The following is a 21,782-nucleotide window of genomic DNA, read 5'->3' on the forward strand; positions in this document are numbered from 1 at the left end:
TGAGTTTAGCGTTAAACCTCTAATACATGGGTAACAACTGCCTGTGCTTCTGCTTGTACCTTTCTGAGATGCTCCTCACCCAGGAAAGACTCCGCATAGATTTTGTACTTATCTTCCGTACCAGAAGGGCGGGCAGCGAACCACGCATTCTTAGTCGCCACCTTCAGACCGCCGATGGCGGCACCGTTGCCGGGAGCCTCAGTTAATTTGGCCACGATCTCCTCCCCTGCCAGCTCCGTAGCGCTGACCTTTTCGGGAGATAGCTTCTTCAGGATGGCCTTTTGCTCGCGGTTAGCTGGGGCGTCGGTACGGGCATAGGCTGGGGCACCGAATTTTTCCGCCAGCTCTGCATAGCGCTGGGACGGGCTCTTGCCCGTTACTGCGGTGATCTCCGCGGCAAGTAGATCCATAATGATGCCGTCCTTATCGGTAGACCATACGGAGCCATCGAAGCGTAGGAAGGAAGCACCGGCCGATTCTTCGCCACCGAAACCAATGGTGCCTTCGACCAATCCCGGCACAAACCACTTGAAGCCGACGGGAACCTCCACCAATTCGCGTCCCAAGCTTTTCACCACGCGGTCAATCATGGAGGAGGACACCAAAGTCTTGCCCACACCGGCATTCCCCCACTGCGGACGGTGACTGAAGAGATACTCAATAGCCACGGCAAGGTAATGATTGGGGTTCATCAAGCCCGCATCGGGAGTGACAATGCCATGGCGATCCGCATCGGCGTCGTTGCCGGTGGCAAGGTCGAAGCTTGAGCGGGCGTCGATAAGCGAGGCCATGGCAGCCGGCGAGGAACAATCCATGCGGATCTTGCCGTCTGTATCCAAGGTCATAAAGCGGAACGTGGAGTCCACCTCAGGGTTGACCACGGTCATATTCAGCCCGTAGTAATCCGCAATGGCCTGCCAATAGTCCACCGAGGCACCACCCATGGGATCAGCGCCGATGCGCAGGCCGGAATCTTTAATAGCCTGCATATCCACCACATTCTTAAGGTCAGCCACGTAGTTGTGTACGTAGTCATGCTTGATGCAGCGCTCGTCCAGCACGCCCGCGACAGACGTCCGCTTCACGCCCTCCAGCCCGGCGCGCAAGTAGTCGTTGGCGCGCCCTGCAATCCAATCGGTTGCCTGCGCATCGGCCGGGCCGCCGGTTGGCGGGTTGTACTTGAAACCACCATCGCGCGGAGGGTTATGCGAAGGAGTAATCACAATGCCGTCGGTACCGGGGTGGGTCAAAATCGCGTGGGATACCGCCGGAGTCGGGGTATAGCGGCCGCGATCGTCGACGCGAACCTCCAGCTCATTGGCCAGCAGCACCTCGAGGGCGGAGACCATGGCGGGCTCGGATAGCGCATGGGTATCGCGGCCGATAAAAATTGCCCCGGTAACGCCTTGCTCTGCGCGATAGTCCACAATGGCTTGGGTGATCGCCAGGATATGGGCCTCATTGAAAGCGCAGTCGAGTGCGGAACCGCGATGCCCAGAGGTACCAAAGGAGACCTGCTGGTCTGGGTTCTCCGCATCCGGGGTGCGGGTGTAGTAGGCGGTGACCAATTCTGCGATGTCAATGAGGTCCGATGGTTGTGCAAGCGTGCCGGCGCGCTCGTGGGCCATGGCGTACTCCTTGGGGTTGGGGTCCGTATAGCTATAGCTTGCCTTCTCCCCAGTGATTGCGCAGGACGGATAATCCCCCGGCTGGGGGTATGGCCAAATTTACTCCATTTCTATAGTTCGCTAGATTTGCAGAATGGACTCGCTTAATTCCATTCTCTCCGCCATCAGCACCGTGGTCTGGGGACCATTCATCCTCATTCCACTCCTGTTGGGCACGGGCCTGTGGCTGACAATCCGTTTGGGTGGCCTCCAGTTCCGGACGCTAGGGCGTGCGACGCGCCACGTCTTTGCCACAGACTCTGATGATGAGTCCACCGAAGGAGATATTTCCAATTATCAGGCGCTGACCACCGCCCTTGCCGCCACCGTAGGCGTGGGAAATATCGTGGGTGTGGCCACCGCGCTGTCTATTGGTGGCCCCGGCGCGCTGGTATGGATCTGGATTACGGGCCTAGTGGGCATGGCCTCCAAATACACCGAGGCGTACCTCGGAGTGCGTTTTCGCACCACCGATTCCAAGGGCGAGATGTCCGGCGGCCCCCAGCAATATCTCAAGCGCGGTATCCCCGGACCGCTCGGCTCCGTGCTAGCTGTCTTCTTTGCCATCTTTGCAATCTGTGCCTCTTTTGGCATTGGCAACCTCGCCCAAGCCAATGCCGTGGCCACCAATATGGAGTCCACTTTCGGCATCGCCCCAGCGGCCACCGGTGCAATCCTGTTCGTCTTGGTAGGCTCCGTACTCCTCGGTGGCATCCAGGCCATCGGCCGCATCACCGCGGCCTTCGTGCCTTTAATGATCATCGTTTATGTTCTTGGCGGGCTGTACGTGATTTTCTCGCACGCTAGCGAGATCCCCGCCGCCTTCGCCATGATTTTCAGCGATGCCTTCACCGGAACGGCCGCCGGTGGCGGCTTCGTGGGTTCTACCTTCATGATGGCTATTCAATACGGCGTCGCCCGCGGCATCTTCTCCAATGAGTCCGGCATGGGCTCCGCCGCCATCGCCGCGGCGGCCGCCAAAACCCCGCACCCGGCGCGCCAGGGGCTAGTCTCCATGACGCAAACCTTCATTGACACCATCATTGTGGTCACCATTACCGGCTTGGTCATTGTGGTGGGTGGCACCTGGGACATGGGCCGCGACGAAGCCGGAATCATGACGGCTGAGGCCTTCTCTCGTGTACTGCCCGGAGACTGGGGCGGCACCATCGTTTCGCTCTCCATTATTTTCTTCGCCTTTTCCACCATCATGGCCTGGGCTTATTATGGCGAGCGTTCTTTGGAATCCCTGTGCGGCCGCAAAGCTTCCATCCCCTACCGCATGTTCTTTGCCTGCCTGCTTTTTGTCGGTTCCGTCTCGGAGCTCGAGCTTGCCTGGACCTTCTCCGATCTGGCCAATGGTCTCATCGCCATCCCGAACCTCGTTGGGCTACTCCTCCTTTCCGGCCTCGTGGCACGCGAGACTAAGGCGTACCTAGCCTTTGATCCCAAACTCACTAAACCGGTAGATGAGGTACGCGCGTTCGTAGAGTCCCAGGGAATGGACTGGAAGTAACATAGGCCGCATGCCTCAATTCCTCGTCGTGGGTGCTGGCGCCGCGCTCGGCGCGGCTGCTAGATACCTACTCTCCGCAGCGCTCGGCGGCGGGATGATCCCGCTGCTTATCATCAATATTCTCGGCAGCGCGCTCATGGGTTATTTCCGCCCCAGCCCATTCTGGGGCACGGGCGTGCTGGGCGGTTTCACTAGCTTCGCTACCTTCGCTTTCCTGACCTCCGAGGCGCACTGGACCATCGCTCTGGCTTATGTTCTAGCCACCATCGTTGGCTGCGTGGGCGGCTACCTGGCGGGTGACAAGCTGCGATGAATCTTCTTTGCGTCCTTCTCGGCGGCTTCATAGGCGGCAGCCTGCGCTATAGCTTTACCCGACTTTTGCCCGCCCCCTATTGCACCTTCGTGGCGAATATTTTGGGTTCCCTCGCCCTCGGCCTGGCTTATGGTTTCGCCCAGCTTGCCGACGTCCCCCTCATCCACCCCTTCCTCGCCCTCGGCCTTGCAGGTGGCCTGTCCACCTGGTCCACGCTGGCCAAGGAACTAGGAGAAATGATCAAACGCAGGCAATGGTGGCGGCTTAGCAAGTATCTCTTCTGGACCATCGGGCTCGGCATCGTATTAGCTTGGCGCGGCACCATCTGGGCGGCCCGCATTTATCACGGGATTTAAGGGGTAAACTCCCAGCTAACTAGCAGTTACTTTTGGCCCGCTCAGGCCTAATATTTTTCGCGTGAGTTTCCTTTTGAATCTGCCTTTGGCGGATCCCATCAATGGCGTGATCTTTTACGCCATCCTCGCGATTGCGGCCATCATCATTCTCCTCCAGCGCAAGGTGTGGCCACTGGTCATCGCCGCCCTGCTGTGCATCATTGCTTGGTTCCTACTCCGTCACTGGCAAGTACCGTGGTACATCTTCCTCGCCGCCTTCGTCCCCGTGGCGGCGCTGATACGCAAGCCCAAGATTGTCACGGTCACCGCCGGAATCTTTTCCCTTTTGGCCACGGTCGGCATCGTCAACATGGAATATCAAACCTATCCAGATATTGCGTCCCTTGACCCGCGCCCTGTGGCAAAGGAAATGAGCTACGAAGAGTTTTCCCACACCAAGTCTGGTGCAGCCATCGTCCATGTGGATCTTCCCGGCACCACCTCCCATTTCGCCGCTCGGCAAGCCACGGCGTATATTCCGCCGGCATACTGGACGGACCACGCCTTGCCTGTCATCGTGCTCCTGCACGGCAACCCGGGCGGCCCAGATCAGTGGTTCGGTTCGGGCGAGGCGGCCGAAACTGCAGACCAATTCCAGGCGGCTAACGGGGGCCGCAGCCCCATCGTCATAGCCGTGGACGCCACCGGCTCTGAAACCGCCAACCCTATTTGCGCCGATAGCTCCCAGGCTAAGGTAATGACCTACCTCAGCCAGGACGTACCACAGGCCATTAAACAAAAATTCAAAGTCAACCCGGATCAGCGCACCTGGACGGTGGGCGGATTAAGCTACGGCGGCACCTGCTCCCTACAGATCGCCACCAACCGCCCCGAAGCCTATGGTTCCATCATCGACATTTCCGGCGAGGCTGAGCCCACCATTGGCAACCACGCGGCGACGGTGAAGAAATTCTTCGCCGGGGACGAATCCGCCTTCAATGACCAAGACCCCGCCCACCTGCTCGCCCACAAGCACTTCTCCACCCAGGCCATCTTCATCGCTGGCGATAAGGACACTGCTTCGGTCAATGCTTTGCGCTCGCTTTCCGATGCCGCCCGCGCCGCCGGCATGAAAACCTACTTTGGCACCCGGCCCGGCGGCCACTCCTTCCAGGTGTGGCGCCCAGCCCTGCGCGAATCCTTCGCTTGGGCCGCTAGCCGCGGTGGAATGACCGCTATCAAGGATCCCTTCGATGGAATTGGAGCCCACGATGTCCGTTCTTAAAACCATCCTGACCAGATTTCCCGTTTCCCTAGCCGTCTTAGTCATTATGTGGGCGCTTCACCTAGTGGACTTCCCCACCTCCCACTGGCTGGCGCTGACTACCGCGCACCCCGGCGGCGCCATTATCTTGTCCGTGCTCATCGTGCTCTGGCTCGTTCCCGCTGAATGGCGCTTAGGTTCATTGCGCACATTGGCGGTAGGAGTTGTCTCCCAGCTCATCAGCGTCCCGCTGTCCATCGTGCTCGCCCGCGGCATTGAGACCGTAGGCCTAAACCGATGGGGCAATGACTTATTGAGCGATACCTTCCTCACCCCTATCGGCTTTATCGCCGGTGCTGCTGGATTTGCTTCCGCTTTACTCCCTCGCCTATGGCGCCGGCGACTGCGCGTTTCGCTTATCGTGCTTACCGCCACCTTTGTGCTCTATTCCGGCACCATGTCAGATGTTCTCGGCATCGTCGCCGCCACGCTTTCTATTACGGCTGGCCAATTGCTCTTTAAACCCGAATCCGCGCCGCCTTCCATCAGGGAGCGTCGCGTGCTCCTCGCCGTCGGTATCGCCTGCGTAGCCATTGGCCCCGCCTTCGTGGCACTCGACCCCATGGCCGAAGGTCCGTTCTCCCAAATCACACAGCTCCTGTGGGCACCACACCTTTCGGCTCTGGAGGCCACTCAAGTCTGCGCAGATTCGCTAACTTCTACCAGTTGCACCGCCGCAGTCGATCTCGCCCGTGCCCAAGGCATCGGCGCCTTGGTAGCCAATATCATGCCGTTTATCATCCAGCTGGTGGTGTGCTTTGGTCTCATGCGGGGCCGCGTGCTCGCTTGGTGGATGGCGGTTATCACCCAAGTACTGGCCATCGCGTTGCTGACCTACCAGCTTTGGGATGATTCCCGCCTGAGCTACCTCCTGCCCAACCTCGTGCTCGTCATCCTGCCCTGGCTCTTGGCGCTGTTCATGCTGCTTATCAATTATTCGCTCTTCCGGATCCGCGAAAACCGCGCATATTTCACCCGCACTATTGTCTTCGCTATCCTTGCCTCTGCCCTCGGCGCGGGCTTGTGGATCCTTACGGCCTCGTTGCACAACACCGTTCCCCCAGCAAATCTTGCCGACATCCTCGCAGAGACTCCCTTGCGCTTCGTTCCGGCCGTCGTTGCGCTTATCCTTCCCCACCACGTCGCACCGGCAACGATGTTTTCCTGGTTCATCTACCTATGGGTTGGAAACGCCTTCTGGATCCTGCTGGCAGTCCGGCTCTACCTTGGCTTTTCTCGGCCCGTTGATCCTGCACAAGAATCCGACCGCGACTCGGCCCGCCGCCTGCTCGAATCCGGCACCGGCGATCATCTTTCCTTTATGACGCTGTGGAAATCCAACCGGTATTTCTTCCACGGTGACTCCTATGTGGCCTACCGTGTCTCCAATGGCATCGCGCTCACGCTGGGCGCCCCCGTCGGCCACGATATCAGCGCCGAATTCGAGCGCTTTGCCGCCGAGCAAGGCTGGGCCGTGGCGTGGTATTCCGTCAATGCGCAGTTCGCGGATGCTCACCCGCAGCTCAAGCGCCTTCAAGTTGCAGAAGAAGCAGTCCTCAACTGCGAATCCGTGGAATTCAAAGGAAAGAAATTCCAAAATGTGCGCACGGCCCGAAACAAAGCCGAGAAGGAAGGAGTTAGTACTCGGTGGACCACGTGGGAGGAGCTAGATATAGCCTCTATCGCCCGCATTAGCGCACTCAGCGAGGACTGGGTTTCCGACAAGGCCCTACCCGAGATGGGCTTTACCCTCGGCGGCTTAGAAGAAATGACGGTGACCGGCACCCGGCTTTTGCTTGCTGAATCTGCCGACGGCACTTTGCACGGTGTGACCAGTTGGATGCCGGTATACGAAAACGGTGCTATTACCGGCTACGTTCTCGACGTCATGCGCCGCAACGAGCACGGCTTTAAGGGAGTAATTGAGCTCCTCATCTCAGAGGCAATGCTCATTGCCCAGTCCGAAGGCCTTGCCTGGATCTCCTTGTCCGGTGCGCCATTGGCTGGACAGCCTGACGAGCCTAACTGGCTCGACGTCGCCCTCAATCGCATTGGGGAAGAAGTCGAACCGCTCTACGGCTTCCGCACCCTCGCGGCCAGCAAGCGCAAATTCCAACCCGAGGAGCACCCGTGGTACCTGTGCTATCACGATGAATTGAAGCTTCCTTCCATCGCGCTGGCCACCATGCACGCCTACCTGCCCGATATGAAGACCAAGGATGCGGTATCGGCAGTCAAGGCATGGATGGCCGCGTAAAAGCATTAAGGCCTCCCCTCATCACACGTTGAGGGGAGGCCTTAGACTAGGCAGCTAGTCGGCGATTGCTTCCAATGGCGGCGTCTTCGCCGCGCGGTGCGACGGCCATACTGCCGCGATAATGCCGACGAGGGCCGAGCCCACAAGCATAATGAGCACCATCGCCCACGGAATCTGCGCAGAGTCTAGTCCCTCATCGCCGAGGATCTTGATGAAGGACCAGCCCAAGCCGAGCCCAATGAGGATGCCCATCACCGCGCCAAAGAGCGCGATCTGCACGGACTCCAGGGTAATCATCGTGCGGATCTGGCGGCGTTGCGTGCCCACGGCCCGCAACATACCGATCTCCTGGCGGCGCTCGATTACACCCAAGGTCAAGGTATTGACAATGCCCAACACCGCAATAATGACGGCAAGGGCGAGCAGACCATAAAGGATGGAGAGCATCTGGTCAATAAAGCCTGCAGCTTGGCCCGCATACTCCTCACCGGAATTGACCTGAACCACAACCAGATCCTTGACCGCATCCTCCAGGTTATGGCGCAGTTCTTCCTTGTCATAGCCTTCTTGACCCAAGACGCCCACCATCTGGACGGTAAAGGACTTCTCCGGTGCAACCTTTTCAGCTACCTCCTGCGAGAGCACCATATTCTGCACCACATCGGTGGACTTAAAGATGCCGACCAATTTGGCCTCGGCCTTCTTGTCCTTTTCCGCAGAAGCTACCTTATAGGTCTCTCCTACCTTCCAGCCGTGTTCCTTGGCAAAGTCTTCGGTAGCAATGAATCCCTTATCCAAGTTGGCATCGCCCTCGACCATATCGAGCGCAATCATCGACGACGGATCTCCATCCGCAGTCGTGGTCTGCTGGAATTGCGGACCATAATCCATCGATGCCTGACCATCAACGGTCACCGGAGCCATACCGATGGTGATGGCCTTATCTACGCCCTCAGCCTCAGCCGCACGCTTACCAGTGTCCTTCGGTGTTGGGAATTCACCGGAGCTAGGGCCAGAAAGGAGGTAATCGGAGGTGATGTTCTGCTCCACGGTATCGGCCACGGAGGACTTCATCGTCGCGCCAAGCATGCCAATAGCCGTCACCAAGGCCACGCCTAGGGTCAGGGCAAATGCAGTAGCAGCCGTGCGGCGTGGATTGCGACGCGAGTTCGTCGCCGCCAAAGAACCGATAGCACCGAAAGGCGCACCGATTACCTTGCCTACCGTCGGCACCAAAGGGAGCGACAGGGCTGGGCCAGCCAAGAAGAATCCGACAATGATCCCGAACGCGCCCACACCGACGAGGACGGCGCGGACGTTCGTCTCGCCGTCGGAAAGCACGCCTGCCAACGCCGCAACAATGCCAACCAGCAAAATAATGGCACCGAAAATTGTGCGGACCTTCAGGGAAGACGCAGAAGCAGACTCGGTGGTGCGCATCGCTTCAACCGGTTGCACGCGACCTGCGCGCCGTGCCGGGGCCCACGCGGACACGACCGTCACGATGGTGCCCAAAATAATCGGGACCACGATGGCCGAAACGCTCAGGCCCAAGCCACCGTCGAACGGCATTCCTTTCGCGCTCATTACTGCCTTAATGATGGCCACCAAGCCCATGCCGGCAACAACGCCGACAATGGAACCCAGAAGTCCCACGATGGCAGATTCCACCACCACCGAGTTCGTAATCTGGCGGCGGGAAGCGCCCAGCGCGCGCAGGAGAGCGAATTCCTTGGTGCGCTGCGCGACAATCATAGAGAAGGTATTAGCGATGATAAACGTGCCCACCAGCAGTGCAATCAGGCCGAACGCAATGAGGAAGTAGTTAATGAACTTCAAGGCGGAGGACATCATCTCAGAGGTTTCCTCCGCCAGGCGCTCGCCCGACTCCGCCTTGACGTCATATTTGTCATTTAGGTGATCCACCAAGGCGTTCGCATCCACGCCTTCGGCCGCAGAAACCTTGAGCTGGCTCGGATCGCCGTAGCGCTCCAGGTAGTCCTTCTCGGCCATGCTCAGCACGATGCTATCGCCCTGGTCGACGGCGGGCTCCGAGATACCAGAAACGGTAACCGTATCCTGCTCATCGGGGTGAACCACAATGAGCTTTTGTCCCACGGAGATTCCGTATTTATCCGCCGCGGAGGAATTGACAAGGACTTCGTCCTTACCGCTCGGCTCCTCGCCCTCCTTTAGCTTATCGGCACCGCCAACGACCTTATCCTCTGGATAAAACGGGACAACGCTGGCCGTACCGCCCTGAGTCTGATAGGCCTCCGAGTTCTCATTGGCTGCGACGACAGTCTCCGAATCCGCAATATTGATGTTCTTGACATCTTCATCATCGGCCAACTTCTGGCGAAGCTTTTCATCCAGCTTCGCGCCATTGTCGTCCTTCTGGCTCACCACCGCATCCACGCCACGAAATTCATTATCCACGGCGGAGTCAAAAGTAGACTTCAGCGAATTGGTGAACATAAACGAGCCGGCAATAAACGCTGTGCCCAAGACCACCGCGAGAATTGTCAGCCCAAGGCGCAACTTATGCGCCACGATATTGCGCAGGGACACCCTGCGCATTGCATTTCCGCGTGCCATTTAGCCCTCAATCTCCGCCATTACCTGGTGAATGGCCTCCATCGTCGGATTGTGCAACTCGTTGACAAGCTTGCCGTCAGCAAGGAAAACCACTCGGTCCGCGTACGACGCTGCCTTCGCATCGTGCGTCACGATGACCACGGTTTGGTCATCCTTGTCCACTGCCGTGCGCAAAATATCGAGCACCTCGGCCGAAGAATTGGAGTCCAGGTTGCCGGTTGGCTCATCGCCGAAGATAATTTCCGGACGGGAAACCAGCGCGCGGGCACAGGCCACGCGCTGCTGCTGACCGCCTGATAGCTCAGCCGGTCGGTGCTCCAAGCGCTCTGCCAAGCCTAGACGGCGAGTTACCTCTTCGAACCACTGCTTATCGACGTCCTTACCCGCAATGTCGGTCGGCAACGTGATGTTTTCCGCGGCAGTCAGCGTAGGAACAAGGTTAAAGGACTGGAAAATAAAGCCCAGCCGATCACGGCGCAGCGCCGTAATGTCCTTGTCGTTGAGCGCCGACATATCGGTATCGCCGATAAACGCCGAACCGGAAGTCGCGGAATCCAAACCAGCCATAGTGTGCATTAGCGTCGACTTACCGGAGCCCGATGGGCCCATGATCGCAGTGAATTCGTTCTTGCCGAACTCAATGGAAACATGATCCAGGGCCACAACGGCTGTGTCATCGCTTCCGTATTGCTTGAACAAGTCAACGGCGCGAGCCGCAGCATCAGTCATGAAACAAATTCTCCTTGTAAATGGGAAATTACCTATTTAAGTCTAGCGACCGTCGTCTCCGGCCAACATCATCCCTGAGGAGGAAAACGGCATGCGAGAAGCCGGCACGACCGTTCTCCTGATCACACACCGCAGGCTCCGGTCTACTCCGCTAGCCCTCCCTTCTCTGTGTTCTCTTTTGTTGTAGTGCGAGGTATTGTGCCCAGGTGTGGTTCCAGTGGGCTTGGTGTGTGGCGAGTGGTCCGGTGGCGTGGTCTAGTTGGTAGGTGCCGTCTCGGTAGAGCCAGGCGATGGTGCCGGTGATGGGGTCGAGGATGTAGTGGATTCTGCGGTCGGTTTTGATGTTGTGGTGATGCTGGCAGAGATTTACTAAATTTCGGGACTGGTGGGCCCGCCTTGGTGGTATTCGATGCGGTGGTCGAGTTGGCATTTGGTGGCGGGGACGGTGCAGCCGGGCCAGCGGCACGTGGCGTCGCGTCCTTGGGTGAAGGCGCGGATGTCGGTGCTGGGGGTGTAGGAGTCTACCTCGTCGGCTAAGAGTCGGCGTATGAATGTGTTGTCTGTGGGGGCATGGTCGAGGTTTATCCATCCGGCACCGGGGTGAAAGACGAGGTTGGCCTTGTCGTTGGTGGTGAACGTGTTGATCGCAACGCTAGTGTGGGTATCTTCCAGGATGAGGTCGATGAGGCCTTGTGCAGCGGTGGTGTGAGCTTTATTGGTGTAGGCGTCGATGTGGCGGGCGATAATCGTGGCGGTGGCACTATCGCAGGTAAGCGATAGTGTGGTGGTGTTATCCGGATTGTAGTTGATGCGGAGTGTGGGTTGGGGTTGTTCTTCTTTGTCTTCGGGACGCAGGTGAGTGTCGATGAAGGTGCGGATAAAGCGGCGTAGGTCTGCGTCGGTGGGCACTGTTTGGTTCGGTGTGGTGGGGGTGAGGAAGTCTGCGAGTGCGGCGTCGATGGCTTCAAGATGCTCTGGGTTAGCTTCAAGCCGGTTGAGTTCGCGGTCGATGATGCGTAGTTTGGTCAGGTCTAGGATCCAGTGATGGCCTTGGACTTCGGTGACCAGGGGTAGTTGGCGCATGCGGAAGTGGGCGCGCAGGAAGCCTAGGAGTTTGGAGTAGGAAATACCAAGGTCTTTGGCGAGGCTGGTGAGGCTTAGGTCAACATCCTCGGCTAGTTGGGGGAGGATGGCGCGGAAAAGAAACCAGGAGGTTTTACGGGTATAGGTGCCGGCTTTACCGATGTGGTTTCCGGGTGCATTGGTGGTGTAAAACGCTTCCGGCACATCACCATCGACCAGGTGATCAGAGTCGGACTGGTCGGTGATGAGGAGGGTGTGTGGGTAGTCGAGGGCAATATCAGGTTCGGGTGGGGAAAGTGTGGCAGTCATGGATGGGGCACTCCAGCAGAGATGACAGGGTTCGTATGTGTTTTCTAACGGCTGCGTTTATAGTATCCCGAGTGCCGGACAAGTGGCCTTAGTGGGGGTGTTTGTGTTCGAATAGGGTGGCCTAAAACCGCAGGGATCCCCAGAGTCGCGCCACACCCGCCAGCGGGGGTAAAAGCAAAGGTTTAGAGTTCGTTGCCTACTACTTCCCCGGCAGGTTTTTGCAGTTCGACGAGGTCTTAAGTCAATGAACGTATGTAGCGAAGTACCGTCGCGTGACGACGTTTACTACCGCTAAACGCAGAAAAGAAGAGGGCGGTGGTATACCGTCCTCTTCTTTGTTGTATTTTGTTGTGTTTGTTGTTTGGTGTCGGCGGTGACTTACTCTCCCACAACCTCCCGGTTGCAGTACCATCAGCGTGTGCAGGCTTAGCTTCCGGGTTCGGAATGGGACCGGGCGTTTCCCTGCAGCTATTGACCACCGACAAACCTTCAGAACATCTACCCTCTTTTTAATGGGTGTTCGGGTGTTGTGTCAGATACTGCATAGTGGACGCGGTCACGACAGTGACAAATTTGTTGTTTCTTGTTTTTGTTGTTTTGCCAGCACACATAGTGTGTGTTGGTGTTTGTTGTGGTCAATTAGTACCAGTAGCCTTCACACCTTACAGTGCGTCCAGGTCTGGCCTATCTACCCTATCGTCTTTAGGGGACCTTAACGAAACCTCATCTTAAAACAGGCTTCCCGCTTAGATGCTTTCAGCGGTTATCCCTTCCGTACGTAGCCAACCAGCGATACCCCTGGCGGGATAACTGGCACACTAGAGGTACGTCCGTCCCGGTCCTCTCGTACTAGGGACAGCTTTCTTCAAGTTTCAACGCGCGCGGCGGATAGAGACCGAACTGTCTCACGACGTTCTGAACCCAGCTCGCGTGCCGCTTTAATGGGCGAACAGCCCAACCCTTGGGACCTACTCCAGCCCCAGGATGCGACGAGCCGACATCGAGGTGCCAAACCATCCCGTCGATATGGACTCTTGGGGAAGATCAGCCTGTTATCCCCGGGGTACCTTTTATCCGTTGAGCGACACCACATCCACAAGTAGGTGCCGGATCACTAGTCCCGACTTTCGTCCCTGCTCGACATGTCTGTCTCACAGTCAAGCTCCCTTGTGCACTTACACTCACCACCTGATTGCCAACCAGGCTGAGGGAACCTTTGGGCGCCTCCGTTACATTTTGGGAGGCAACCGCCCCAGTTAAACTACCCACCAGGCACTGTCCCCAACCCAGATCATGGGCCAAGGTTAGATGCTCAATCCGATCAGAGTGGTATTTCAACAACGACTCCACCACCACTAGCGTGATAGCTTCCAAGTCTCCCACCTATCCTACACAAACCGAACCAAACACCAATACCAAGCTATAGTGAAGGTCCCGGGGTCTTTTCGTCCTGCCGCGCGTAACGAGCATCTTTACTCGTAGTGCAATTTCACCGGGCCTGTGGTTGAGACAGCAGAGAAGTCGTTACGCCATTCGTGCAGGTCGGAACTTACCCGACAAGGAATTTCGCTACCTTAGGATGGTTATAGTTACCACCGCCGTTTACTGGGGCTTAAATTCTCAGCTTCGCCAACAACGTTGACTAACCGGTCCTCTTAACCTTCCAGCACCGGGCAGGCGTCAGTCCATATACATCAACTTAACGTCTTCGCATGGACCTGTGTTTTTGATAAACAGTCGCTTCCCTCTATTCTCTGCGACCCCACAACGCTTAACACCGCAAGAGTGCTCACATCGTAGGGCCCCCCTTCTCCCGAAGTTACGGGGGCATTTTGCCGAATTCCTTAACCACAGTTCACCCGAACGCCTTAGTATTTTCAACCTGACCACCTGTGTCGGTTTAGGGTACGGGCCATACACACACATCGCTAGAGGCTTTTCTCGACAGTACAGGATCACCACCATCAACCCCAATGGGTCTACGCATCACGCCTCAACCAAAATGTGCGGCGGATTTACCTACCACACGGTCTGCACGCTTACACCACCAATCCAATAAGTGGCGTGGCTACCTCACTGCGTCACCCCATCACTTGAACCACACATCAGGCCCCACGACATCAACACCACCAGACTTCAAAGAAGACCAGCAATGCATCCGCGGTGGTTAGTATCAGTGCTTTATCATGGGCGCGCATGTACGGGTACCAGAATATCAACTGGTTATCCATCGACTACGCCTGTCGGCCTCGCCTTAGGTCCCGACTCACCCTGGGAAGACGAACTTGACCCAGGAACCCTTAGTCATCCGGCGGATAGGATTCTCACCTATCAATTCGTTACTCATGCCTGCATTCTCACTCGCACACAGTCCACGCCTCCTTACGGTAACGCTTCAACCCATGCACGACGCTCCCCTACCCAACAAAAAATTGTTGCCGCGGCTTCGGCGGTGTACTTGAGCCCCACTACATTGTCGGCGCAGAACCACTCGACCAGTGAGCTATTACGCACTCTTTCAAGGATGGCTGCTTCTAAGCCAACCTCCTGGCTGTCTTCGCGATCCCACATCCTTTTCCACTTAGTACACCCTTAGGGGCCTTAACCGGCGATCTGGGCTGTTTCCCTCTCGACTATGAAGCTTATCCCCCACAGTCTCACTGCCGTACAACACAATTAGTGGCATTCGGAGTTTGGCTGACATTGCTAAGATTGTAGTCCCGCTCAACCAACCAGTCGCTCTACCTCCACCAAGCTATAATACGACGCTGCACCTAAATGCATTTCGGGGAGAACCAGCTATCACGGAGTTTGATTGGCCTTTCACCCCTACCCACAGCTCATCCCCGCAGTTTTCAACCTACGTGGGTTCGCGCCTCCACAACCTCTTACAGCTGCTTCACACTGGCCATGGGTAGATCACCCCGCTTCGGGTCCAGGACATGCCACTTTGCACCCCATTAGGATTCGGTTTCCCTACGGCTACCCCACACGGGTTAACCTCGCGACATGCCGCTGACTCGCAGGCTCATTCTTCAAAAGGCACGCCATCACACACACGGTGCTCTGACGGATTGTAAGCACATGGTTTCAGGAACTATTTCACTCCCCTCCCGGGGTACTTTTCACCATTCCCTCACGGTACTCATACACTATCGGTCACACTGAGTATTTAGGCTTACCGGGTGGTCCCGGCAGATTCACAGCAGATTCCACGAGCCCGCTGCTACTCGGGCAACCCAACAACCCACACATCATCATCTTCAGCTACAGGACTCTCACCTACTCCGGCAGGCCATTCCAAACCACTTCACCTAACAACAATGCGAGGGCGCGGCAATGGTAGTCACCGCACATCAGGGCCCACAACACCGCACACACAACCCCTACCAGGTATCACATGCACACGGTTTAGCCTCATCCACGTTCGTTCGCCACTACTAGCAGAATCATTATTATTTTCTTCTCCTACGGGTACTGAGATGTTTCACTTCCCCGCGTAAACCCCCACAACAGCTATGAATTCACTGAAGGGTAACCCCACATAACCAGGGCCAGGTTTCCCCATTCGGACATCCTCGGATCAACGCTTAATTGACAACTCCCCGAGGCTTAACGCAGCCTTTCACGTCCTTCATCGGCTCAGCATGCCAAGGCATCCACCATGCGCCCTTAATAACGAACACACAAACCACCACACACAAAAAGCGCGGGCGGCCACACAAGTGAACTTGACAAAATAAACACAAAAAAGAAATCACACAAACACACACAACACACCACACAAAGCGCAGCACGTCATACGTGTTTAATGCTCGCGTCCACTATACAGTTCTCACACAACACCCCAACCACAAACCAGCACACACAAACCATGCACACCAGCAAAATGGTCAGGCACCAAAAAAGGGGATAATGCCCCAGACACCCAACAATGCACCAACATACAAACAAATACTTTTTTCAAACTGTGCACGACACTGTGTGTCACAAAGCGCCATTCAAACACTCGGTCTTTGTCTTAAAGGTGTATCTTCCACCCGGAAATTTTCAAACAAACAACGTTGGCAGCATGACACTCGCACACTCAACCAACACCCACCACAAAGTGGCAGGACAAGGCACAACTGTGCCCGAATAATAAAGCTCCTTAGAAAGGAGGTGATCCACCCGCACCTTCCGGTACGGGTACCTTGTTACGACTTCGTCCCAATCGCCGATCCCACCTTCGACGGCTCCCTAACAAGTTTGGGCCACCGGCTTCGGGTGTTACCAACTTTCATGACGTGACGGGCGGTGTGTACAAGGCCCGGGAACGTATTCACCGCAGCGTTGCTGATCTGCGATTACTAGCGACTCCGACTTCATGGGGTCGAGTTGCAGACCCCAATCCGAACTAAGGCCGGCTTTCAGCGATTCGCTCCACCTCACAGTGTCGCTGCGCGTTGTACCGACCATTGTAGCATGTGTGAAGCCCTGGACATAAGGGGCATGATGATTTGACGTCATCCCCACCTTCCTCCGAGTTGACCCCGGCAGTCTCTCATGAGTCCCCAACCAAATGCTGGCAACATAAGACAAGGGTTGCGCTCGTTGCGGGACTTAACCCAACATCTCACGACACGAGCTGACGACAACCATGCACCACCTGTACACCAGCCACAAAGGGAAAGACTATCTCTAGCCCGATCCGGTGTATGTCAAGCCCAGGTAAGGTTCTTCGCGTTGCATCGAATTAATCCACATGCTCCGCCGCTTGTGCGGGCCCCCGTCAATTCCTTTGAGTTTTAGCCTTGCGGCCGTACTCCCCAGGCGGGGCGCTTAATGCGTTAGCTACGGCACGAAAGTCGTGAAAAGACCCTCACACCTAGCGCCCACCGTTTACGGCATGGACTACCAGGGTATCTAATCCTGTTCGCTACCCATGCTTTCGCTCCTCAGCGTCAGTAACTGCCCAGTAACCTGCCTTCGCCATCGGTGTTCCTCCTGATATCTGCGCATTTCACCGCTACACCAGGAATTCCAGTTACCCCTACAGTACTCAAGTTATGCCCGTATCGCCTGCACGCCCGGAGTTAAGCCCCGGAATTTCACAGACGACGCGACAAACCACCTACGAGCCCTTTACGCCCAGTAATTCCGGACAACGCTCGCACCCTACGTATTACCGCGGCTGCTGGCACGTAGTTAGCCGGTGCTTCTTATCTAGGTACCGTCACAAAAAGCTTCGTCCCTAGCGAAAGGAGTTTACAACCCGAAGGCCGTCATCCCCCACGCGGCGTCGCTGCATCAGGCTTGCGCCCATTGTGCAATATTCCCCACTGCTGCCTCCCGTAGGAGTCTGGGCCGTATCTCAGTCCCAATGTGGCCGTCCACCCTCTCAGGCCGGCTACCCGTCGCCGCCTTGGTAGGCCATTACCCCACCAACAAGCTGATAGGCCGCGAGCTCATCCTACACCGAAAAAACTTTCCAACCATCACACTAAAAATGGCTCCTATCCGGTATTAGACCCAGTTTCCCAGGCTTATCCCGAAGTGCAGGGCAGATCACCCACGTGTTACTCACCCGTTCGCCACTCGAGTACCCTGCAAGCAGGGCCTTTCCGTTCGACTTGCATGTGTTAAGCACGCCGCCAGCGTTCGTCCTGAGCCAGGATCAAACTCTCCACAAAAAAATTTCAGAACAAATCCGAAACAGGCCGTGAAAAGCCCGAAACCCAACAAAAGAACAAACCACCACAAACCACACAAAATGCAGCTCATGCTGGCGTCCAAAAAATTACTACAAAGAAAAAATAAACAGTCCCCTCAACCCGACGGGGTCAAAAAGAGGAAACCAAAAAGGTAAACACAATCACATGCCAACCAATCCATCTCAATGCAGCCGAAACACCAAACAGCATTCAAAAAGGTACGTGTTCCACATACCCAACCGGCACACACCAACCAACAAACCACTAAGCCTGCTGGCAGACAAACCAATCAACACACAACCATGCACACAAAAAATAAAAAGTACATTGGCACACTATTGAGTTCTCAAACATCACCACCAACCAACAGAAAATTAACTTCCCGTTAACCTCTCATCGGCAGCCCGTACAAACCTACTCAACTCAAAGAACAAAATCAAATCATCGAACCAAGTCCGTACAAAATGTCACCATCAAGTAACCTCCCGGCTACTTCCCGGCGACTTGGATTAATGTAGTCCAACCCCTCCCACAATGACAAATCCCCAGCACATCACGGAAAACGGTGTGCCGGGGGCGTCGTTAAAAGAGCTCTTCTTCATGAGTTCTTTCAATTGTGGCGCCGAGGCGCTGCAGGTTTTCTACGAAGTTGGGATATCCGCGGTCGATATGGAAAACATCGTGAACCGTAGTGGTCTCATCCGCACACAACGCAGAAAGCACCAAGCCCGCACCTGCGCGGATATCGGAGCTCCATACGTGAGTAGAAGACAGCCGCTCTTTGCCACGGACTACTACATGGTGTCCGTCAACCTGGGCGTCGGCACCCAGGCGCAGCATTTCATCTACAAAGCGGAAGCGGGATTCAAAGACATTCTCTGTAATGACCGTCGTTCCGTCCGCAATGGCGGAGATGCCAATGGCCATAGGCTGCAAATCAGTAGGGAACCCTGGAAATGGCAGGGTCTGGTAGTCCACCGCTTGCGGGCGCTGATCCATGCGTACGCGGAAGCCGTTCTCATAGGTTTCCAGTTCGACGCCGGCGGACTTCAGCTTTTCTAGTGGCAGGTGCAGGTGGCGCGGCGAGATACCGCCCACCGTGATGTCCCCCTGAGTCATGGCGGCGGCATATGCCCATGTACCTGCCACGATGCGGTCACCGATAACCTCGTGCTGGGTGGGCTGCAGCTTATCGACGCCCCGGATAGTCACCACCGAGCTTCCTTCACCTTCGATATCGGCACCCATGGACTTAAGCATGGTGCACAGATCGACGATTTCGGGCTCACGGGCCGCATTATGCAGAACGGTTTCCCCCTCAGCGAGAACCGCGGCGGTGAGGATGTTTTCGGTTGCACCCACTGACGGGAAATCAAGGCGAATATTCGCACCACGTAGGTGGGTGGCTTCTGCCACGACGGCACCGTGCTCAATACGGGTGGTCGCGCCCAGCTTTTCCAAGCCCGTCTGGTGCATATCGAGCGGACGGGAACCAATCGCGTCACCACCGGGCAGCGCTACCTTGGCGTGACCACAGCGGGAGGTCAGGGGCCCGAGCACGCAAACGGAAGCACGGAACTGGCGGACCGCATCAAAATCCGCATTAGATTGGGGCTGCGCGGGAGTAGTAATCCGGACTTCAGAGCCCTCGATTACTACCTCGCAGCCGAGCCCCTCGAGAACCTTTTTCATGAGGGGGACGTCCAGAATTTCTGGGCAGTTGGTCAGCGTCGTAGTACCCTCCGCCAGCAAGGATGCGGCCATGAGCTTTAAGACGCTATTTTTTGCGCCATCTACTTTGACGGTGCCCTCTAAGCGGGCACCGCCGGAAACAATAAACTGATCTTTCACAACTGCCTACGCTACCGGTTCTTAAGGCAACGCGCCGATGCGACGGGCGGCATTGACCGCCTCGTAGCGGGTGTGCGCACCGAGTTTACGCATTACCGAGCGCAGATAAGACTTCACGGTTTCTGCGCCGATTCCCATTTCCTCAGCCGCTTCCACGTTGGTGTGACCCAGGGCCACACAAGAGAGAACGTCGAGCTCGCGGGCGGAGAGCTTGGTGGATTGCTTCACGCGCACCGGAGAAACCATCTGGTCACATAGCGTCTCCAGTTCCTTGCGCAGCTCCTCGTCTTCCACGCGGTTAGCCAGCATGCGCAGCTTGGAGTGGGTGGAGCGTACCTGTTCCCACTCAGCACCGTTCATAACGTGGCCGCGGGCGGCTCCGCCTTTAGACCCATCGGCGCGGCGCATCGCGGAATTTACAGCTAGGTCCTGCTCAAGAGTGCGCGCGGTCATCGTCACTTCTTCAATGACCTTGTCGCCCAGGCGAACTGGTGAATGCACTCCCACGTAGAGGACGCCGCGGATTTCGCGCTGGACCGTAACGGGCACAGCCACGATGGAGTGCAGGCCCTCGTCTTGGATTACGCGATCATTCTCGTGCGAAATGGTAGTAGCACGGGTGTAATCGGAGACGCCTACCGCGCGGCGAGTGCTCACCACTCGCCCACCCACACCAACGCCTGAGTCAATGATCAGATTCTGCAGCGCTGGGGTACGTAGGCCCACCCACTGCGTAATCTGCAAGCGATTGTCTGGCAGCAGCGTGGCATACATCGTCACCGGAATACCTGTAGCGGTTTTCAGGGACGATAACGCCGCGCGTACGGATTCTTCATCATCTTTGAGGCGATGCGACTCCATGAGACTCTTTCCTCGTCGGGGGTAACCAAGCAGGTGTACCCGTCTTCCCCCCGGGAATTTGGGGGCCAGCGGGCAACTGAGTGGAAGTATAGACAGCATGTGGGGGTAATTCGAAATCGCCCCTGGCTTATCCGGTGTTGTAATCCCACATGGAATGCCCGAATGCCCGGTCTAGAATTTATATACTGACCGGTCTACTTGTGTAGTGTACCCTTGCGTTGTACACGATTTGAATCCAAATCCGATTCCCAAAGGAGTCAATACAATGGCTGTCTACAACAACATTATGGAAACCATCGGCGGCACCCCGCTGGTCCGCCTAAACCGTCTTACCGAGGGCAAGGGTGCAACCGTGCTTGCCAAGGTTGAATCTTTTAACCCCGCTAACTCCGTGAAAGACCGCATCGGCAAGGCCATCGTTGAGGCCGCTGAGAAGTCTGGTCAGCTCAAGCCGGGCGGCACCATCGTGGAAGCCACGTCCGGCAATACCGGCATTGCCCTAGCTCTGGCCGGCGCCACTTTGGGCTACAAGGTCATCTTGACCATGCCGGAGACCATGTCCAACGAGCGCAAGGTGCTGCTGCGCGCCTATGGCGCAGAGATTGTACTGACCCCAGGCGCGGCGGGCATGCAGGGCGCCGTCGACAAGGCGAATGAAATCGTCGCCGAGAACGACAACGCTATCCTGGCTGCACAGTTCGCCAACGAGGCAAACCCGAAGATGCACGAGGAGACCACCGGCCCGGAGATCTGGGAAGACGCCGAGGGCAAGGTTGATGCCTTCGTTGCTGGTGTAGGCACCGGCGGCACCGTTACCGGTGTGGGTCGCTTCCTCAAGTCCAAGAATCCGGACCTGCACTTGGCCGCCGTCGAGCCGTCCGACTCCCCTGTCCTATCTGAAGGCCACGCTGGCCCGCACAAGATCCAGGGCATCGGCGCCAACTTCGTTCCTGAGGTACTTGACCGCGAGCTTCTCGACGAAGTCTTTACCGCCACCACCGAAGAGTCCATCAAGGCCTCCCGTGACCTGGCCACCCAGGAAGGCCTACTGGTGGGCATCTCCGCCGGCGCTAACGTCTCTGCAGCTTTGAAGCTGGCAGAGCGCCCAGAGTTCGAGGGCAAGACCATCGTGGTTGTCCTGCCGGACTTCGGTGAGCGCTACGTCTCCACCATCCTCTTCGAGGACATCCGCGAGGCTTAAATCACTTCGAATGAATAAAAGCACCCGCCAACCTTGGCGGGTGCC

The 21,782-nt window shown here is 56.7% G+C and carries 12 protein-coding genes and 3 rRNA genes; 6 read left to right on the top strand and 9 right to left on the bottom strand.

The window, feature by feature from the left end; all coding sequences use genetic code 11:
• Window positions 1-11: 11 nt before the first annotated feature.
• Window positions 12-1,628: a phosphoglucomutase (alpha-D-glucose-1,6-bisphosphate-dependent) gene (pgm, locus tag ACLI1M_RS09770; RefSeq protein ID WP_248099387.1), complete on the bottom strand. Its 1,617-nt coding sequence runs from the start codon at window positions 1,626-1,628 to the stop codon at window positions 12-14.
• Window positions 1,629-1,761: 133 nt separating this feature from the next.
• On the opposite strand from pgm, the gene ACLI1M_RS09775 reads away from it, so the two are divergent.
• The 5 genes from ACLI1M_RS09775 to ACLI1M_RS09795 all read left to right on the top strand — a co-directional run bounded on the left by ACLI1M_RS09775 (window position 1,762) and on the right by ACLI1M_RS09795 (window position 7,412).
• A complete protein-coding gene (locus ACLI1M_RS09775; protein ID WP_248099384.1) occupies window positions 1,762-3,183 on the top strand; it encodes an alanine/glycine:cation symporter family protein in 1,422 nt (473 codons plus the stop codon).
• Window positions 3,184-3,193: 10 nt separating this feature from the next.
• Complete coding sequence (locus ACLI1M_RS09780) at window positions 3,194-3,496, top strand: fluoride efflux transporter family protein (protein ID WP_239207958.1); 303 nt, start codon at window positions 3,194-3,196, stop codon at window positions 3,494-3,496.
• A complete protein-coding gene (locus ACLI1M_RS09785; RefSeq protein ID WP_239204891.1) occupies window positions 3,493-3,852 on the top strand; it encodes a fluoride efflux transporter FluC in 360 nt (119 codons plus the stop codon). The genes ACLI1M_RS09780 and ACLI1M_RS09785 overlap by 4 nt, the downstream gene beginning before the upstream one ends.
• A gap of 61 nt (window positions 3,853-3,913) precedes the next feature.
• Window positions 3,914-5,116 carry an alpha/beta hydrolase gene (locus ACLI1M_RS09790; protein WP_411706545.1) on the top strand — a complete coding sequence of 401 codons (1,203 nt, stop codon included), beginning with the start codon at window positions 3,914-3,916 and terminating at the stop codon, window positions 5,114-5,116.
• Entirely contained in the window at window positions 5,103-7,412 is a 2,310-nt protein-coding gene (locus ACLI1M_RS09795; RefSeq protein ID WP_411706546.1) for a bifunctional lysylphosphatidylglycerol flippase/synthetase MprF, read from the top strand. Before ACLI1M_RS09790 ends, ACLI1M_RS09795 begins: the two co-directional genes overlap by 14 nt.
• A gap of 54 nt (window positions 7,413-7,466) precedes the next feature.
• On the opposite strand, the gene ACLI1M_RS09800 is transcribed toward ACLI1M_RS09795, so the two are convergent.
• The 8 genes from ACLI1M_RS09800 to ramA form a co-directional block, all read right to left on the bottom strand.
• Window positions 7,467-10,010, bottom strand: a complete 2,544-nt coding sequence (locus tag ACLI1M_RS09800; RefSeq protein ID WP_316360573.1) for an ABC transporter permease — start codon at window positions 10,008-10,010, stop codon at window positions 7,467-7,469.
• Window positions 10,011-10,739, bottom strand: coding sequence for an ABC transporter ATP-binding protein (locus ACLI1M_RS09805; protein ID WP_200288678.1), 729 nt, complete (start codon window positions 10,737-10,739; stop codon window positions 10,011-10,013). It abuts the gene before it with no gap.
• Between the two features lie 369 nt (window positions 10,740-11,108).
• Entirely contained in the window at window positions 11,109-12,131 is a 1,023-nt protein-coding gene (locus ACLI1M_RS09810; protein ID WP_411706547.1) for an HNH endonuclease signature motif containing protein, read from the bottom strand.
• A gap of 365 nt (window positions 12,132-12,496) precedes the next feature.
• A 5S ribosomal RNA gene (gene rrf / locus ACLI1M_RS09815) occupies window positions 12,497-12,614 on the bottom strand.
• Between the two features lie 137 nt (window positions 12,615-12,751).
• Window positions 12,752-15,817 (bottom strand): 23S ribosomal RNA (locus ACLI1M_RS09820).
• Between the two features lie 468 nt (window positions 15,818-16,285).
• Window positions 16,286-17,803 (bottom strand): 16S ribosomal RNA (locus ACLI1M_RS09825).
• Together the 16S, 23S and 5S rRNA genes form the textbook arrangement of a ribosomal RNA operon.
• Before the next feature lie 603 nt (window positions 17,804-18,406).
• Window positions 18,407-19,675 (bottom strand): UDP-N-acetylglucosamine 1-carboxyvinyltransferase, encoded by a 1,269-nt coding sequence (gene murA / locus ACLI1M_RS09830; protein WP_411706548.1) that lies wholly within the window; start codon window positions 19,673-19,675, stop codon window positions 18,407-18,409.
• 21 nt (window positions 19,676-19,696) lie between these two features.
• Window positions 19,697-20,536: an acetate metabolism transcriptional regulator RamA gene (gene ramA / locus ACLI1M_RS09835; RefSeq protein ID WP_005325834.1), complete on the bottom strand. Its 840-nt coding sequence runs from the start codon at window positions 20,534-20,536 to the stop codon at window positions 19,697-19,699.
• Between the two features lie 265 nt (window positions 20,537-20,801).
• On the opposite strand from ramA, the gene cysK reads away from it, so the two are divergent.
• Window positions 20,802-21,737, top strand: a complete 936-nt coding sequence (cysK, locus tag ACLI1M_RS09840) for a cysteine synthase A (RefSeq protein WP_023019849.1) — start codon at window positions 20,802-20,804, stop codon at window positions 21,735-21,737.
• Window positions 21,738-21,782 lie beyond the last annotated feature (45 nt).

It is taken from the genome of Corynebacterium sp. LaCa54 (genome assembly GCF_046717495.1).
Taxonomy (GTDB): Bacteria; Actinomycetota; Actinomycetes; order Mycobacteriales; family Mycobacteriaceae; genus Corynebacterium; species Corynebacterium kefirresidentii.